A 16131-nucleotide genomic window follows, 5' to 3' on the forward strand; every position below is an offset into this window, starting at 1 on the left:
AAAGCGCCGGGCAAAAAAAGCACCGGCCGCGAAAGCGGCCGGCGGGTTCGGGCGAGGCGTCAGTGAGCGCCGTTCAGTCCGCGTTCGAGCCGGTCGGCGCTGACCGCGCCGGGCAGGCGCGTACCGTCGGCGAGGATCACGGTGGGCGTGCCGGTCACGTTCATCTTCTGGCCGAGCGCGAGATTGCTGTCGATAGCGGCCGTGTCGCACGTGCCGGCAGCCGTGGGCGCCTTGCGGTCGACCATCCACGACTCCCACGCCTTCGCGCGGTCGGTCGAGCACCAGATCTGCTTGGCCTTCGCCGTCGAATCCGGCGAGAGCACCGGATACAGGAAGGTGTAGACCGTCACGTTGTCCACGGCCTTCAGCGTGTTTTCGAGTTGATGGCAGTACGGGCAATTCGGGTCGGAGAACACGGCCATCTTGCGCTTGCCGTCGCCCTTCACGACCTTGACCGCGTTTTCGAACGGCAGCTTCGCGAAATCGACCTTGTTGATTTCGTTCAGGCGCGCCTCGGTGAGATTGCGGTGCGCCTTGGTGTCGATGAGTTCGCCGTTGAGCACGTAGTCGCCAGTGGCGTCGCTGTAGACGATTTGCGTGCCGAGGTTGATCTCATAGAGGCCCGGCATCGGCGCCTTCGTGATGCCCTTGATGTCGCTGGCGTCGATGCCGAGGCGCGTCTGCAGCGCCGACCGGATCTTGTCGGTGGTCTGGTCGGCCTGGGCCGAGCAGCCGAGCGCCGAGGTGGCTACCGCGATCACGAGCGCGGCAATTCGAATACGCGTTTGCATGGGATGCATTCCTGATTCGCCCGCGCCGCGAGAGGGGCGACGCGCGCAGATTTCCGTTGAGTGGCCGGGGCGGCATGCGCTGCGGCCGCGGCCAATACGGCCATTCTAAGCTGCACGGGCCTCAAGCAACCGAAATGCCTGCTCGAGGGGTCAATGAGCGCTAAAGCCTGAGAATATTAGCCGAGCGCCGAGGCCACGAGCCAGCGCTTGAGCAGCGGCTGCGCGCCCACGAACGCCATGCCCGTGTTGCGCACCGCGCGCGCCAGCGTGCCGGGGAACGAGAAGAGCCGCTGCAGGCCGTCGGTGGCGACGACGAGCTTCTGGATGTCCTCGCGGCGGCTGCGTTCGTAGCGGCGCAGCAGCACGATGTCGCCGAGATCGCGGAACGCCTCTTTCTTCGTGACGACGTCGACGAGCGCGGCAACGTCGCGCAAACCGAGGTTCACGCCCTGGCCCGCAAGCGGGTGAATCAGATGCGCGGCGTCCCCGACCAGGGCAACGCGCGGCGCCACGAGCCGATCCACGGTTTGCAGCGAAAGCGGAAACCCGCGTGCAGCCGTGACGCATTCGAGCTCCCCGAGCTGGCTTTGCGAAACGCGCTCGACTTCAGCGGCAAGCTGCTCCGGCTCGAGCTTGAGCAGCGCGTCGGCGTGTTCGGTCTGTGCCGACCAGACGAGCGAGACGTGCTGATCCGGCAGCGGCAGCAAGGCGACGATCTCGCCCTCGCGGAACCACTGGTACGCCGTTTCGCCGTGCGGCTTTTGCGCGCGGAAATTGGCGACCACGCCGGTTTGGCGGTATTCGCGCCGCTCGACCTTCGAGCCGATCTGCGCGCGCACCCACGAATGCGCGCCATCCGCGCCGATTGCGAGGTCGGCTTCGATCGTGCGGCCATTGGCGAGGCCGATCACGGCCGCGTCGGATTTCACGTCCAGCGTCTCGGCGCGCGTGTCGATCCACGCGAGATTGGGCTGGAAGTTCAGCGCGGCGTCGAGCGCGCGCTCGATGACCGACGACTCGGCAATCCACGCGAGTTGCGCAACCGACGCCTGATACGCCGAGAAGTGCAGCTCCGCCGCAGCGTCGCCGAACACGCGCATGTCGTAGACGGGCGTGAGGCGCGCGGCGTCGGCGGCCTGCCAGACCCGCAGCCGCTCGAACAGCGCCTGCGAACTGCGCGAGAAGGCGTACACGCGCGCGTCGAACACGGCGCCCGCGGGCAGCGGCGCGCACGGCTGCGCGAGCAGCGCCACGCGCAGGCCGCCCTGGGTCAGCGCGAGCGCCGCCGACTTGCCGACGAGCCCGCCGCCGATCACGGCGACATCAAAGGTCTGGTTGCTTGCTGTCATGCGCGCATTATAGCCGCGGGTGCTTGTCTGACAGGGCCGGAAGGGCACGGATGTTGCGGCGCAGCAAGTCGTCGCAGGACGCCATCCCACGGGCACGGCGACGCCTGCGGCTAACCCTCACCCGGACGAGGTTACAATTACGGTTTTCGTGACTCCGCGCGAGCCGGCGTCACGCCCCCCGACGTGCCCCCTGCGCCGCCCCGCCCGCCGCTCCCGCTTTCGCGAGACGCCCGGCCCCGAGCCCTTCGCGCGCGGCGAGCCGCACGTCACCACCCTGACATGCAGAGATTTTCATGAGCCTCCAATGCGGCATCGTCGGCTTGCCTAACGTCGGCAAGTCCACCCTTTTCAACGCGCTGACCAAGGCGGGCATCGCGGCCGAGAACTACCCGTTCTGCACGATCGAGCCGAATGTCGGCGTGGTCGAAGTGCCGGATCCGCGTCTGAAGGCGCTCTCGGAAATCGTCAAGCCCGAGCGCGTCGTGCCGGCCGTGGTCGAGTTCGTCGACATCGCGGGTCTGGTCGCGGGCGCGAGCAAGGGTGAAGGCCTGGGCAACCAGTTCCTCGCCAACATCCGCGAAACCGATGCGATCACGCACGTCGTGCGCTGCTTCGAGGACGAAAACGTGATCCACGTGGCGGGCAAGGTCGACCCGATCTCCGACATCGAAGTCATCAACACCGAACTCGCACTCGCCGACCTCGCTACCGTCGAAAAGTCGCTTACGCGCTACTCGAAGGCCGCGAAGTCGGGTAACGACAAGGAAGCCGCGAAGCTCGTCGCCGTGCTGGAAAAAGTGCGCGCGCAGCTCGACCAGGCCAAGCCCGTGCGAGGGCTCGACCTGAACGAAGACGAGCAGGCGCTCCTCAAGCCGTTCTGCCTCATCACCGCGAAGAAGACGATGTACGTCGCGAACGTGAAGGACGACGGCTTCGAGAACAACCCGTACCTCGACGCCGTGCGCAAGCACGCCGAAGCCGAGGGCGCGCCGGTCGTGGCCGTGTGCGCGGCGATCGAAGCCGAAATCGCCGACCTCGACGACGAAGACAAGATCGCCTTCCTCGCCGACATGGGCATGAACGAGCCCGGCCTCGACCGCGTGATCCGCGCGGGCTTCAAGCTGCTCGGCCTGCAAACGTATTTCACGGCTGGCGTGAAGGAAGTGCGCGCGTGGACGATCCATGTCGGCGACACGGCACCGCAGGCCGCCGGCGCGATCCACACCGACTTCGAGCGCGGCTTCATCCGCGCGCAGACCATCGCGTTCGACGACTACATCCAGTACAAGGGCGAAACCGGCGCGAAGGAAGCCGGCAAGATGCGCGCCGAAGGCAAGGAATACGTCGTGCACGACGGCGACGTGATGAACTTCCTGTTCAACGTGTAAGCGCAGTTGCGAGGCAATGCCAAAAAAGCCCGCTCGTGAGCGGGCTTTTTTACGGCTGAGCGCGCGAGAGCGCGGCGGCAGGCAAGCGTCACTCCCCCGCCGCCCACGCCCCGTACAATAGCGGTTTTCGCGTCACCCCAATTCGCGGTTCCGACGCGGCGCACGCCGCGTTCGAGACATACTTCCGCCCCTTTTTCCCGTTTCCAAAGACACTCTCATGGCCCAATACGTCTTCACCATGAACCGGGTCGGCAAGATCGTGCCGCCCAAGCGCCAGATCCTGAAGGACATCTCGCTGTCGTTCTTCCCCGGCGCGAAGATCGGCCTGCTCGGCCTGAACGGCTCGGGCAAGTCCACGCTCATCAAGATCATGGCCGGCGTCGACAAGGACATCGAAGGCGAAGCCACGCCGATGCCCAACCTCAACATCGGCTACCTGCCGCAGGAGCCGCAGCTCGACCCGGAAAAGACCGTGCGCGAAGCGGTCGAAGAAGGTCTCGGCGACGTGTTCAACGCGCAGAAGAAGCTCGACGAAATCTATGCGGCCTACGCGGAGCCGGACGCCGACTTCGACGCACTCGCCGCCGAGCAGGCAAAGTACGAGGCGATTCTCGCGACGACCGACGGCAGCGCGGAGCAACAGATCGAAATCGCGGCAGACGCCCTGCGCCTGCCGGCCTGGGACGCGAAGATCGGCAACCTCTCGGGCGGTGAAAAGCGCCGCGTGGCGCTGTGCAAGCTGCTGCTCGAAAAGCCCGACATGCTGCTGCTCGACGAACCGACCAACCACCTCGACGCCGAATCGGTCGAGTGGCTCGAGCAGTTCCTCACGCGCTTCCCGGGCACCGTGGTCGCCGTGACCCACGACCGCTACTTCCTCGATAACGCCGCCGAGTGGATTCTCGAACTCGACCGCGGCCACGGCATTCCCTGGAAGGGCAACTACTCCAGCTGGCTCGACCAGAAGGAAGAGCGCCTGAAGCAGGAAGAAGCGACGGAATCCGCGCGCCAGAAGGCGATCAAGAAGGAACTGGAGTGGGTGCGCCAGAACCCGAAGGGCCGTCAGGCGAAGTCGAAGGCGCGTATCGCCCGCTTCGAGGAACTGTCGAGCTCGGATTACCAGAAGCGCAACGAAACGCAGGAAATCTTCATTCCGGCGGGCGAGCGTCTGGGCAACGAAGTCATCGAGTTCAAGAACGTCAGCAAGTCTTACGGCGACCGTCTGCTGATCGACGACCTGAGCTTCAAGATTCCGGCGGGCGCGATCGTCGGCATCATCGGCCCGAACGGCGCCGGTAAGTCGACGCTCTTCCGCATGCTCACGGGCAAGGAACAGCCGGATTCGGGCGAGATCGTGCAAGGCCCGACGGTCAAGCTCGCGTATGTCGACCAGAGCCGCGATGCGCTGGCCGCCAACAAGACCGTGTTCGAAGAGATCTCGGGCGGCGCGGACGTGCTGACCGTGGGCAAGTACGAAACGCCTTCGCGCGCGTACATCGGCCGCTTCAATTTCAAGGGCGGCGATCAGCAGAAGATCGTCGGCAACCTCTCGGGCGGTGAGCGTGGTCGCCTGCATCTGGCCAAGACGCTCATTTCGGGCGGCAACGTTCTGCTGCTCGACGAGCCGTCGAACGACCTCGACGTCGAAACGCTGCGCGCGCTCGAAGACGCCCTGCTCGAATTCGCGGGCTCGGTCATGGTGATTTCGCACGATCGCTGGTTCCTCGACCGTATCGCCACGCACATCCTCGCTTTCGAAGGCGACTCGCAGGTCACGTTCTTCGACGGCAACTATCAGGAGTACGAGGCCGACAAGATCAAGCGTCTCGGCGAAGAAGCCGCGCGTCCGAAGCGTCTGCGCTACAAGCCGATCAGCCGCTAAGCGTGCTGGATCGATAGCAAACAACGGCGGCCCGCGGGCCGCCGTTGTCGTTTTGGCGGCGCGCGCGGCATGGCGGTTGCTCGAAAGCCGCTACGCTTGGGGTCACTTCGCGTCACTCAAGGCCTGAACTCCGGTCCTCCCCCGAAAGGAATTCCGTATGGCGACGCCGCTGCGCAACCGTGTTCTCCTGATCGTCGCGATCGTCGTCGCGCTGCTCGTGCTCGCGGCGCTCGGCACGCTCTACGCACTGCAGCGCGAGGCAAAGGCGTACGTGGAGCGCGCGCTCGCGCCCGTCGGCTCGGCAGCGAGCGTGAATGTGGCGTTCGATCTCTCGTCCGTCGAACTCACCGACGTGCGCCTGAAGCCCCCGCCCCACTGGCCCACTGCCGACACGCTGCGCGCCGTGCGCATTACGATCACGCCCGACCTGCGCGCACTGCTCTCACACCGTGTGCATATTCGCGACGTGAGCGTGAGCGACTTCACGATGACGGTGCTGCGCCAGCAAAACGGCTCGATCCAGATCCTGCCGAATCTGCGCGAAGAAATGACGCAAAGCGACGCGAGCGCCGCGCAGGGAGGCATCAGCCTGCCTCAGGAAAAGGTCATCGACCATATCGGCTTCGAAAACGGCACGTTCGACTTCTACGATCGCTCGGTGAGCAATCCGCCGTGGCGCGTCACGGTGAACCGCGCGCAAGCGAGCGTCGACAATGTCCATCTGCCCGCGCTGAGCGAGCCCACGCGCGTTTCGGTGACGGGCAATGTCGTCGGCCCGGAGCACACTGGACGCATGACGTTCAACGGCTGGATGCAGATCGCGAGCAAGGACTCGCAACTCCATACGACGTTGCGCGGCATGGATGTGCGCACGATCGATCCCTACCTGCTGAAAAAGGCTGGCGCGAAGGCCAACGTGACGGGCGGCACGCTCGACCTCGACCTGAATTCGACCGTGCGCGGCTATCACCTGCACGCGCCGGGCACGCTCACGCTGCACAACCTGCAACTCGCGGAAAGCGGCGACGCCGTGGACACCTTCCTGTCGATTCCAACGCGCGCCGCCGTGGCGGCACTGAAGGCGCACAACGGTGAGATCACGCTGCATTTCGTGCTCGAAGGCAACCTGCGCGACCCGAAATTCAAGCTCAACGAAAACCTGATGACGGAGTTGCGCGCAGGCTTCGCACAGGCGCTCGGCGTGAGCGCAGAAGGGGTGGCGAAGGGCGCCGGGCAAACCGCGAAGGGGATCGCCGACGCGCTGCGCAGCTTGCTGCAGCCGGTGGCGCCGGCACCTGCATCGAAATAACGCGCGGGGGCGCGGACGCCAGCCCGGTTAGACCGGCAGGCCGAGTTCGCGCAGTTTCGCGTCGGTGGCGGCGTTGCTCGTGTGATGCACGCCATGCCAGCCGAGCGCGGTGGCGGCTTTGGCGTTGTGCGCGTTGTCGTCGATGAAAACGAGTTCCTCGGGCTTCACGCCAGGCAACTGCACGTCGATACGGCGAAACATCTCGTGGAAGATCGCCGGATCGGGCTTCACGAGCTTCACGCGGCCCGACACGACGATGTCGCGGCAGCGCCGCAGGATGCCGAAGCGCTCCCACGCCCACGGAAACGTCTCGGCCGACCAGTTGGTGAGACCGAAGATCGGCACGCCCGCCGCTTCCAGGCGCTCGAAGGTGGCGACGCCGCCCTCCAGCAGCCCGGCGACCATCTCGTGCCAGCGATCGTAGAACGCCCGAATGAGCGCCTCGTGCTCGGGAAACTTCGCGACCAGTTCCTCGGTGCCGACGGCGATGGGCTCGCCGCCGTCCTGGCGGATCACCCAGTCCATCTTGCAGACGTTCGTGAGGAACCAGCGGCGCTCGTCGTCGTTGGGAATGAGCTTGCGATAGAGATGCTCGGGACTCCAGTCCACCAGCACCCCGCCGAAATCGAACACCACTGCCTTGATCGTCATGCGTTTGCGCTCCGCTTGAACACCAATTTGATCACCTGAGGAAATCAGATCGGCTGCGTGCGCTTTTCGAGCCACGCGAGCGCATCGCCGCTCACGTGCGGCGCCACGCGCACACGCACCGTCTGGTGGTACGCATTGAGCCATTCACGCTCGTCCGCGCGAAATAGCGCCAGATCAATGCAGCGCGTGTCGATCGGGCAAAGCGTGAGCGTCTCGAAGTCGAGGAAGTCGCCGAACTCGGTCGTTTCGGCGCGCTGGTTCAGCACGAGATTCTCGATGCGCACACCCCACTTGCCCGGCCGGTAGATGCCCGGCTCGACCGAAGTGATCATGCCCTCTTCCATCGCGGTCCAGGGCTCGGCCGGCGCGTAGTGCGAGATGACCTGCGGACCTTCGTGCACGTTCAGGAAGTAGCCCACACCGTGGCCGGTGCCGTGGCCGTAGTCCGCACCCGCTTCCCAGATCGGTGCGCGCGCGATGGCGTCGAGCATCGGCGAGCGGATGCCGCGCGGGAACTTCGCGCGCGAGAGCGCCATCATGCCCTTGAGCACGAGTGTGAAGTCGCGCTTTTGCTCCGCGCTCGGTGTGCCCACCGGCACGACACGCGTGATGTCGGTGGTGCCGTCGAGGTACTGGCCACCCGAGTCGATGAGCAGCAGGCCATTGCCTTCGATCACGCTGTGCGATTCGGGCGTGGCGCGGTAGTGCGGCATCGCGCCGTTCGCGTTGAAGCCGGCGATCGTCGCGAACGAGAGCGACTTGAAGCCCGCGCGGCGCGCACGCGCGGCGGAAAGCTTTTCGTCGATGGTCAGTTCGGTGATGGTCTCGCGGCCAAGCGCTGCCTCGAACCACGCGAAGAATTCGGCGAGCGCCGCGCCGTCCTGCTCCATGGTCGCGCGCACGTGATCGGCTTCGGCGGCCGTCTTGCGCGATTTGAAGAACGTGCTCGGATTGACCGACTCCACGAGCTTCACCGCCGACGCCACCGCCTGCAGCAGGCCGAACGTCACGCGGCGCGGATCGACGAGCAGCGCGGCCTTTTCCGGCAACGCGGCGAGCGCCGCCGCGGCCTGCGAGTACGGCGCGACGCGCACCTTGTCTTTCGCGAGCGACTGCACGAGCGCCTCGCTCACCTTGCCGTCGGCGACGAAAAGCGTCGCCTCGTCCGGCCCGATCAGCGCGTGCGCGACGAACACCGGGTTGTAGTTGACGTCCGCGCCGCGCAGGTTGAAGAGCCAGGCGAGGTCGTCGAGCGTGGAGACGAAATGCCACTGCGCGCCCTTCTCCTGCATCGCGCGGCGCACCTGGTCGAGCTTGCCGGCGCGGCTCGTGTCGGCGTGCGGCGCGACGTGCTCGTACACGGGCTCGAGCGGCAGCGACGGGCGGCCCTGCCAGACGTCGTCGAGCAGATCGAGGTCCGTGCGCAGCGCGACGTCGCGCGCCTTGAGCGCATCGGCCAGCGCGCGCGCCGAGGCCACGCCGAGCACCGCGCCGTCCACGGCCACCGCGCCGCCCGCGCTCACGTTCTGCGCGAGCCAGTCGATGTGCGGTGCGCTCTGCTGGCCGCCCATCATCTTCATGAGCTGAATGCCGGTGCCGGCCAGTTGCTGCTCGGCTTGCACCCAGTAACGGCTGTCGACCCAGACGCCCGCAAAATCCTTCGTCACCACGAGCGTGCCTACCGAGCCCGTGAAGCCCGAGAGCCATTCGCGCCCCTGCCAGCGGCGCGGCAGGTATTCGGACAGATGCGGATCGGCGGACGGCACGAGCGCGGCATCCACGCCAGCGCGCGCCATCGCGGCGCGCAGGGCGGCAATGCGTTCAGGAATCGAGGAGGTTTCGGGGAGTCGGGCGTTCATGTTTTCACCTGCGAAGAATTCGAAGCGGAAGATCTGGGTTTGGCCTAAGGCGGCTGCGCGCGGCTAGCTGCGCCGCGCGCGCAGCGCCACGCACACACCCACGAAAACGAGCGCGAGTGCCGTGCAAAGCGGCCACTGGAGCAACTCGCCATCGTAGAAAAGACCGGTTGCACTGCCGGCCGCGTTCGCGAGCGCCGCGCCGAGCACGCCGGCCACGACCGCCAGTGCGAGCGAGTGGCGTGCGGCACGGCGCTGGGGATGGAGCCACCATCCCGCACAGCCCACCACCAGACCAAGAATGACAATACCGGTCCAGCCCATTAAAGACTTGTCCTATAGGTTTTCGGATAAGTCTGATAGGACTGCCGAAGCACGAGAGCTAGCATTTGCAACTTGGTTAGTCTCTTTTAAAACTGGAAAACGGTCGGCTCGGCGCTTCCCGCGTAGCGGTTGAGTGTAGGGGGCAGGATGGCGCAAGGCAAGCGCATCCGGGCCGCTCCAGCCGCACTCTCTCGTATGCGAATCGCCCTTGTCGAACCAGACGCCGGTCAGGCCGAAACCCTCGTCCGCCTGCTCATTGCGGGCGGGCACGCATGCCAGCACTTCCCGCTTGGCGCCCAGCTCTTCGAAACCCTCGAAGACGAAACCTTCGACCTGTTGATCGCGGCATGGTGGTGCGGCGACGTCGGCGCTGACGACGTCATCCCCCAGGCGCGCAGGTTGCTCCCCGGTCTGCCCGCCATCGCCCTGATGCTCGCGCCCCATGAAAGCGAGATCGTTGCGAGCCTGCAGGCCGGTGCGGACGACTGCATCGCGAAGCCCGTGCGCGGCCCTGAAATGCTCGCGCGCATCGACGCGCTCCTGCGCCGCGCCGGCGTACGCCGGCCACGCAACCGCGCCCGTCATGGCTTTGGGGACTACCTCTTCGATTCCGGCCGTTACGAAGTATCGTTTCGGGGTCACACCGTCACGCTCACGCCCAAGGAATACCGCTTCGCGCTGCTGCTCTTTACCAATGCATCGCGCCCCGTTTCGCGAGCGCGCATCCTCGAAACCGTGTGGAATCTGAACCGCGACGTTCGGTCGCGCACGCTCGACACACACGCCTCCCGCCTGCGCAGCAAATTGCAGCTCGGGCCCGAGTACGGCTGGCGTTTGACCACTTTGTACGGCTTTGGCTACCAGCTCGAAAGACTCCCCATATCACCTGCCGGAGTGTCGGACTCTGTCGACGCGAATGTCGGAAGCGAGGAAAAGTTATAATATCCGCCTAAATCTCGCCCCCATGGTATGCAGCTTCTAACGATCGGAATCAATCACCACACCGCGCCCGTCGCCTTGCGCGAACGCGTGGCGTTTCCGCTCGAACAGATCAAGCCCGCGCTCGCCCTGTTCAAGGAAGCGTGGTCCGGCAAGCGTTCGCTGAGCGCGCCGGAAGCCGCCATTCTCTCCACCTGCAACCGCACCGAGCTTTACTGCGCGACCGACGCGCAAAGCTCGCGCGACGCCGCCGTGAGCTGGCTTTCGCATTACCACGGCATCCGCGAAGAGGAACTTGCGCCGCACGTCTACACGCTGCCGCAGTCCGAAGCGGTGCGTCACGCGTTCCGGGTGGCTTCGGGGCTCGATTCGATGGTGCTGGGCGAAACGCAGATCGTCGGCCAGATGAAGACCGCGGTGCGCACCGCGACCGAAGCGGGCGCGCTCGGCACCTATTTGAACCAGTTGTTCCAGCGCACCTTCGCCGTGGCGAAGGAAGTGCGCAGCACGACCGAAATTGGCGCGCAATCGGTCTCCATGGCCGCTGCCGCCGTGCGCCTCGCGCAGCGCATCTTCGACAAGATCGCCAATCAGCGCGTGCTCTTCATCGGCGCGGGCGAGATGATCGAACTGTGCGCCGCGCACTTCGCCGCGCAGCAGCCGCGCGAACTGGTCGTCGCAAACCGCACCGCCGAGCGCGGGCGCTATGTTGCCGAACGTTTCGGTGGGCACGCCATTCCGCTCTCCGACCTGCCCACGCGCATGCACGAGTTCGACATCATCGTCTCGTGCACGGCGTCCACGCTGCCTATCATCGGTTTGGGTGCCGTGGAGCGCGCGGTGAAGGCGCGTCGTCACCGCCCCATTTTCATGGTCGATCTCGCGGTGCCCCGCGACATCGAGCCCGAAGTCGCCCAGCTCGAAGACGTGTTCCTCTATACCGTCGACGATCTCGGCACGATCGTGCGCGAAGGCAATGCCTCGCGCCAGGCCGCCGTCGCGCAAGCCGAGACGATCATCGAGTCGCGCGTGGCGAACTTCATGCAGTGGCTCGACTCGCGCAGCATCGTGCCGGTCATCCGCCACATGCACACGCAGGCCGACGCGCTGCGTCGCACCGAGCTCGAACGCGCCCGCAAGATGCTTGCGCGCGGCGACGATCCGTCCGCCGTGCTCGAAGCGCTGTCGCAGTCGCTCACCAACAAGCTGATCCACGGTCCGACGCATGCGCTCAACACGTCGAGCGGCGATCAGCGCGACTCGCTCATCGAGCTGATGGGCGGCTTTTATCGCCACGGCCAACCGGCCAAGGCAACCGAAGTCTCGCAAAGCGCAACGGATGTCACGGGCACCTCGCGCTCCGCCGACTCCTCTGATTCGTCCGGTTCCTCCGACCGTTAGCGACGCCCGCGCTCGGGAGCGCGCCATGCGCACCCTGCACAACCGGGCCGCACGCCCGCCTCTTCTCTCTCGCAGTCCTATCCGGAGTTCGCTCCGCACCGCCCGATGAAAACGAGCATGCAATCGAAGCTCGACCAGCTGACTACACGCCTGGCCGAGCTAAACGACCTGTTGAGCCGCCCCGACGTGACCTCGAACCGCGATCAGTACCGCAAGCTCACGCGCGAGCACGCGGAACTGGGGCCGGTGGTTGAGCACTACGGCCAATGGCGACAGGCCAAAGACGACGAGGCCGCGGCGAAAGACCTGCTCTCCGACGCCTCGATGCGCGACTTCGCCGAAGAAGAGGTGAAAGCCGCACGCGAGCGCATGGCGCAGCTCCAGCACGAATTGCAGATGATGCTGCTGCCGAAAGACCCCAACGATGACCGCAACGTGTTCCTCGAAATCCGCGCGGGCACGGGCGGCGACGAGTCGGCCCTCTTCGCGGGCGACCTGCTGCGTATGTATCTGCGCTACGCGGAGCGCAACCGCTGGCAGATCGAGATGATGTCGGCGAGCGAGTCGGATCTCGGCGGCTACAAGGAAGTGATCGTGCGCATTGCCGGCGAGGCGGCGTATTCGAAGCTCAAGTTCGAGTCGGGCGGCCATCGCGTACAGCGCGTGCCCGCCACCGAAACGCAGGGCCGCATCCACACGTCGGCCTGCACGGTTGCGGTGATGCCGGAAGCCGACGAGATCGGCGAAGTCGAGATCAATCCCGCCGACTTGCGCATCGACACGTTCCGCGCCTCGGGCGCGGGCGGCCAGCACATCAACAAGACCGACTCGGCCGTGCGCGTGACGCACCTTCCGACCGGCATCGTCGTGGAGTGCCAGGACGACCGTTCGCAGCACAAGAACAAGGATCGCGCGCTCAAGGTGCTCGCCGCGCGCATCAAGGACAAGCAGTACCAGGAGCAGCACGCGAAGGAAGCGGCCACGCGCAAGAGCCTCGTGGGCTCGGGCGACCGCTCGGAGCGCATCCGCACCTACAACTTTCCGCAGGGGCGGCTCACCGATCACCGTATCAACCTCACGCTCTATCGCCTCGAAGCAATCATGGACGGCGACCTCGGCGAACTGATCGGCGCGCTCGTTTCCGAGCATCAGGCCGAGCAGCTCGCGTCGCTGGGCGACGCGGATTGAGCGTGCATCAAACATGAGCGAAGCCGTTACCGCTGAGGCGCTGCTGCGCGCCTCGCCGCTGCCCGCGCTCGAGACGCGCATTCTGCTGATGCACGTGCTCGGGTGGCGCCGCACCGAACTCATCACGCGCGGCGACGAGGCGCTTGAAACGAGCGCCGTCGCGGCCTACCGCGACCTCGAAGCGCGCCGCGCGCACGGCGAGCCGATTGCGCAGCTCGTGGGCGCACGCGAGTTCTACGGCCTCGACTTCGACGTGACACCCGATGTGCTGATTCCGCGCCCCGATACCGAGGTGCTCGTGGAAACCGCGCTTGCGGCGCTCGAAGGCATCGCACAGCCGCGCGTGCTCGACCTCGGCACCGGCAGCGGCGCGATTGCGGTGGCGCTCGCCTCGGCAAGGCCCGATGCGCGCGTCTGGGCCGTCGACCGTTCGGCGGCCGCGCTCGACGTGGCGTCGCGCAACGCCGCGAAGCTGCTCGACGCGGGGCGCCCCGGCGGCCTGCTCGCGTTCGTCGCGGGCAGCTGGTACGACACGCTCGATCCGGCGCTGCGCTTCGAGGCGATCGTGAGCAATCCGCCCTATATCGCAAGCGGCGACCCGCATCTGGAGCAAGGCGACCTGCGCTTCGAGCCGCGCGGCGCGCTCACCGACGAAGCCGACGGCCTCACCGCCTTGCGCGCGATCGTCGCGGGCGCACCGGCCCGGCTCGCGCCGGGTGGCGTGCTCTGGATGGAACACGGCTACGACCAGGCGGCCGCTGTGCGGGCGTTGCTCGAAAGCGCCGGTTTCACGGACGTGCGCTCCGAGCGCGATCTCGCCGGGATCGAGCGCATCAGCGGCGGGCGTCTTCCGTTGCCGGCTGGCTGAGCGTAACCAGGCGCATCTGAACACAACGCTGGCCACGCCCGGCCCGCTCAGGCGAAATCCGCTATCATTTCATCCTGCATTCCAACGTATTCAGCATCAATTCAATCGCAAGGTCAGTCATGGACACCCAACAACGCATCAAGCAGATCGTCGACGAAAACGCCGTCGTCCTCTTCATGAAGGGCAACGCGCAGTTCCCGATGTGCGGCTTCTCCGGTCGCGCGGTGCAGATCCTGAAAGCCTGCGGCGTCGATCAGTTCAAGACCGTCAACGTGCTCGAGGACGACGCGGTCCGCCAGGGCATCAAGGAATTCTCGAACTGGCCGACCATTCCGCAGCTCTACGTGAAGGGCGAGTTCATCGGCGGCTCGGACATCATGATGGAGATGTACCAGAACGGCGAGCTGCAGCAGCTCTTCGCCGCGGCGTAATTGCCGGCAACGGGGCGGCATCGGGCGCATTGCGTGGCGCCCGCGCCGTCCCGAGCGCACGGCGCGCTACGCCGGCGCTAGTCTTGAGGCGCCTTCGCCTCGACCTCACCTCGCCTTCGCTTCGACTCCCGCCTGACCGCCCGACGTGAATACTGCCTCCCAAGCCTCGCCTGCTATCGCACAACTGCCGCAACGCCGGCTGATCGTCGCGATCACGGGGGCCACGGGCGCGATTTACGGCGTTCACATGCTCGACATGCTGCGGCAGCTGGGCGGCGTCGAAACGCACCTGCTCGTTTCCGCCGCGGGCTGGCTCAACATCCAGCACGAGCTGCAGCTCACGAAAGACGACCTGCACGCGCGAGCCGATGTCGTGCATTCAGTACGCGATGTCGGCGCGACCATCGCTTCGGGTTCGTTCGCGACCGACGGCATGATCGTCGCGCCCTGCTCGATGAAAACGCTCGCGAGCGTCGCCCATGGCCTCTCCGACAATCTGATTGCGCGCGCCGCCGACGTCACGCTCAAGGAACGCCGCCGTCTCGTGCTGCTCGTACGCGAAACGCCGTTCAACCTCGCGCATCTGCGCAACATGACGGCAGTGACCGAAATGGGCGGCGTGATCTTCCCGCCGCTGCCGGCCTTCTACAACCAGCCGGCTTCGATCGACGAGATGGTCGATCACACGGTCGCGCGCGTGCTCGACCTGTTCGCGCTCGGGCCCGCACTCTCGCCCGCCTGGCCGGGGCTGCGCGGCGGCGACGAGTAAGCGCCCGCCGCATCTTTCTGCGCCGCTTCGATTATCAATATCGGCGACACAATCAATTCCCTTTCGCCCCGTTTAATTCGCGACGGTTGGGTCTTATATTGATCGCAATACGATACTTTCGGACCGCCCCGGCGCGGCCAGCTCACGATCATGACCACCCGCACGCCTTCCCTTTTCCTCTCGCACGGTGCGCCTACGCTGCCGATCGACCCGTCGCTGCCTTCTGGCGGCTTTACCGCGCTCTCGCAGCATTTGCCGCGTCCGCAGTCGGTGCTCATGCTTTCCGCGCATTGGGGCACGATGCGCCCCGCGGTGAGCACCGCCTCGCAGCCTGAAACCATCCACGACTTCTACGGCTTTCCGCGCGCGCTGTACGAAATCCAGTACCCCGCGCCGGGCGCGCCCGAGATGGCGCAGCGCGCAGCGGCGCTGCTGCGCGAGCAAGGCATTCCTGTCGATGAGCAAGCGCATGGCCTCGACCATGGCGCGTGGGTGCCCATGCTGCTGATGTTCCCCGACGCCGACGTGCCCGTCGCGCAGCTTTCGGTGCAGCCACGCGCCAACGCCGCGCATCACTTTGCGCTGGGCCGCGCGCTGCGCTCGCTGCGCGACGAAGGCGTGATGGTGATCGGCTCGGGCCAGATCACGCATAACCTGCGCGAGGCGGACTTCTCGGCGCGCCCGGAAGATGCCGATCCGCGCGTGGCCGAGTTCACGCAGTGGTTCGAGAATCACCTCGCCGCGCGCGACATCGACGCATTGCTCGACTACCGCCAGCGTGCACCGCACGCCGTGCTCATGCACCCGACCGACGAGCATCTGCTGCCCGTGTTCGCGGCGCTAGGCGCAGCCGACGACGACTACACACTCGGTGTGCAGTCGCTCGGCACCTACCAGCGCGCGCTCGCGATGACGAACTACGTGTTCGGCAGCGCGGTGCAATAACGCCGCGGCGAGCCGCCACGCAGGCTCGCGTTTGCTCAAA

Annotated in this window: 14 protein-coding genes and 1 pseudogene; 10 read left to right on the top strand and 5 right to left on the bottom strand. The window is 66.1% G+C overall.

What is annotated here, in order from left to right; all coding sequences use genetic code 11:
* Nucleotides 1-59: 59 nt before the first annotated feature.
* Together U5A57_RS32865 and U5A57_RS32870 are read right to left on the bottom strand one after the other, a co-directional pair.
* Complete coding sequence (locus U5A57_RS32865) at nucleotides 60-791, bottom strand: DsbC family protein (RefSeq protein ID WP_321915856.1); 732 nt, start codon at nucleotides 789-791, stop codon at nucleotides 60-62.
* 176 nt (nucleotides 792-967) lie between these two features.
* Entirely contained in the window at nucleotides 968-2140 is a 1173-nt protein-coding gene (locus U5A57_RS32870) for a UbiH/UbiF family hydroxylase (RefSeq protein ID WP_321915857.1), read from the bottom strand.
* Nucleotides 2141-2433: 293 nt separating this feature from the next.
* Between U5A57_RS32870 and ychF the strand changes: the two genes are divergently transcribed.
* The 3 genes from ychF (at nucleotide 2434) to U5A57_RS32885 (ending at nucleotide 6719) form a co-directional block, all read left to right on the top strand.
* Nucleotides 2434-3528: a redox-regulated ATPase YchF gene (gene ychF / locus U5A57_RS32875; RefSeq protein ID WP_321915858.1), complete on the top strand. Its 1095-nt coding sequence runs from the start codon at nucleotides 2434-2436 to the stop codon at nucleotides 3526-3528.
* 217 nt (nucleotides 3529-3745) lie between these two features.
* The gene (gene ettA / locus U5A57_RS32880) at nucleotides 3746-5410 is read left to right on the top strand and encodes an energy-dependent translational throttle protein EttA (RefSeq protein ID WP_028218401.1); all 1665 of its coding nucleotides are present in this window, start codon (nucleotides 3746-3748) and stop codon (nucleotides 5408-5410) included.
* A gap of 157 nt (nucleotides 5411-5567) precedes the next feature.
* Nucleotides 5568-6719, top strand: coding sequence for a DUF748 domain-containing protein (locus U5A57_RS32885; RefSeq protein WP_321915859.1), 1152 nt, complete (start codon nucleotides 5568-5570; stop codon nucleotides 6717-6719).
* A 27-nt stretch (nucleotides 6720-6746) separates the two neighbouring features.
* Here U5A57_RS32885 and U5A57_RS32890 read toward each other — a convergent pair whose 3' ends face one another.
* From U5A57_RS32890 to U5A57_RS32900, 3 genes are all read right to left on the bottom strand, one after another.
* The gene (locus tag U5A57_RS32890) at nucleotides 6747-7370 is read right to left on the bottom strand and encodes an HAD family phosphatase (RefSeq protein ID WP_321915860.1); all 624 of its coding nucleotides are present in this window, start codon (nucleotides 7368-7370) and stop codon (nucleotides 6747-6749) included.
* A gap of 44 nt (nucleotides 7371-7414) precedes the next feature.
* Complete coding sequence (locus tag U5A57_RS32895) at nucleotides 7415-9229, bottom strand: aminopeptidase P family protein (protein WP_321915861.1); 1815 nt, start codon at nucleotides 9227-9229, stop codon at nucleotides 7415-7417.
* A gap of 63 nt (nucleotides 9230-9292) precedes the next feature.
* On the bottom strand, nucleotides 9293-9550 hold the full coding sequence (locus U5A57_RS32900) for a hypothetical protein (RefSeq protein WP_321915862.1): 258 nt from the start codon (nucleotides 9548-9550) through the stop codon (nucleotides 9293-9295).
* Between the two features lie 195 nt (nucleotides 9551-9745).
* Here U5A57_RS32900 and U5A57_RS32905 point away from each other — a divergent pair, with 195 nt between their 5' ends.
* From U5A57_RS32905 to U5A57_RS32935, 7 genes and pseudogenes are all read left to right on the top strand, one after another.
* A complete protein-coding gene (locus U5A57_RS32905; RefSeq protein WP_321915922.1) occupies nucleotides 9746-10492 on the top strand; it encodes a response regulator transcription factor in 747 nt (248 codons plus the stop codon).
* A 27-nt stretch (nucleotides 10493-10519) separates the two neighbouring features.
* Nucleotides 10520-11806 (top strand): annotated as a pseudogene (hemA, locus tag U5A57_RS32910) (glutamyl-tRNA reductase); the annotation flags it as partial.
* A 189-nt stretch (nucleotides 11807-11995) separates the two neighbouring features.
* Complete coding sequence (gene prfA, locus U5A57_RS32915; protein WP_158758722.1) at nucleotides 11996-13078, top strand: peptide chain release factor 1; 1083 nt, start codon at nucleotides 11996-11998, stop codon at nucleotides 13076-13078.
* A gap of 13 nt (nucleotides 13079-13091) precedes the next feature.
* Nucleotides 13092-13946 (top strand): peptide chain release factor N(5)-glutamine methyltransferase, encoded by an 855-nt coding sequence (gene prmC, locus U5A57_RS32920; RefSeq protein WP_321915863.1) that lies wholly within the window; start codon nucleotides 13092-13094, stop codon nucleotides 13944-13946.
* Nucleotides 13947-14065: 119 nt separating this feature from the next.
* Nucleotides 14066-14377, top strand: a complete 312-nt coding sequence (gene grxD, locus U5A57_RS32925) for a Grx4 family monothiol glutaredoxin (RefSeq protein WP_158758724.1) — start codon at nucleotides 14066-14068, stop codon at nucleotides 14375-14377.
* A 145-nt stretch (nucleotides 14378-14522) separates the two neighbouring features.
* The gene (locus tag U5A57_RS32930) at nucleotides 14523-15146 is read left to right on the top strand and encodes a UbiX family flavin prenyltransferase (protein ID WP_321915864.1); all 624 of its coding nucleotides are present in this window, start codon (nucleotides 14523-14525) and stop codon (nucleotides 15144-15146) included.
* Nucleotides 15147-15296: 150 nt separating this feature from the next.
* A complete protein-coding gene (locus U5A57_RS32935; protein WP_321915865.1) occupies nucleotides 15297-16091 on the top strand; it encodes a class III extradiol ring-cleavage dioxygenase in 795 nt (264 codons plus the stop codon).
* Nucleotides 16092-16131 lie beyond the last annotated feature (40 nt).

The organism is Paraburkholderia sp. J11-2 (assembly GCF_905220185.1).
In the GTDB taxonomy this organism is placed as follows: Bacteria; Pseudomonadota; Gammaproteobacteria; order Burkholderiales; family Burkholderiaceae; genus Paraburkholderia.

Coding starts and splice junctions, on each gene's coding strand:
- U5A57_RS32885 (WP_321915859.1), top strand. CDS start 5,568: ATGGCGACGCCGCTGCGCAACCGTGTTCTCCTGATCGTCGCGATCGTC.
- ychF (WP_321915858.1), top strand. CDS start 2,434: ATGAGCCTCCAATGCGGCATCGTCGGCTTGCCTAACGTCGGCAAGTCC.
- prfA (WP_158758722.1), top strand. CDS start 11,996: ATGAAAACGAGCATGCAATCGAAGCTCGACCAGCTGACTACACGCCTG.
- U5A57_RS32905 (WP_321915922.1), top strand. CDS start 9,746: ATGCGAATCGCCCTTGTCGAACCAGACGCCGGTCAGGCCGAAACCCTC.
- U5A57_RS32895 (WP_321915861.1), bottom strand. CDS start 9,229: ATGAACGCCCGACTCCCCGAAACCTCCTCGATTCCTGAACGCATTGCC.
- U5A57_RS32935 (WP_321915865.1), top strand. CDS start 15,297: ATGACCACCCGCACGCCTTCCCTTTTCCTCTCGCACGGTGCGCCTACG.
- grxD (WP_158758724.1), top strand. CDS start 14,066: ATGGACACCCAACAACGCATCAAGCAGATCGTCGACGAAAACGCCGTC.
- prmC (WP_321915863.1), top strand. CDS start 13,092: ATGAGCGAAGCCGTTACCGCTGAGGCGCTGCTGCGCGCCTCGCCGCTG.
- U5A57_RS32900 (WP_321915862.1), bottom strand. CDS start 9,550: ATGGGCTGGACCGGTATTGTCATTCTTGGTCTGGTGGTGGGCTGTGCG.
- ettA (WP_028218401.1), top strand. CDS start 3,746: ATGGCCCAATACGTCTTCACCATGAACCGGGTCGGCAAGATCGTGCCG.
- U5A57_RS32890 (WP_321915860.1), bottom strand. CDS start 7,370: ATGACGATCAAGGCAGTGGTGTTCGATTTCGGCGGGGTGCTGGTGGAC.
- U5A57_RS32870 (WP_321915857.1), bottom strand. CDS start 2,140: ATGACAGCAAGCAACCAGACCTTTGATGTCGCCGTGATCGGCGGCGGG.
- U5A57_RS32865 (WP_321915856.1), bottom strand. CDS start 791: ATGCAAACGCGTATTCGAATTGCCGCGCTCGTGATCGCGGTAGCCACC.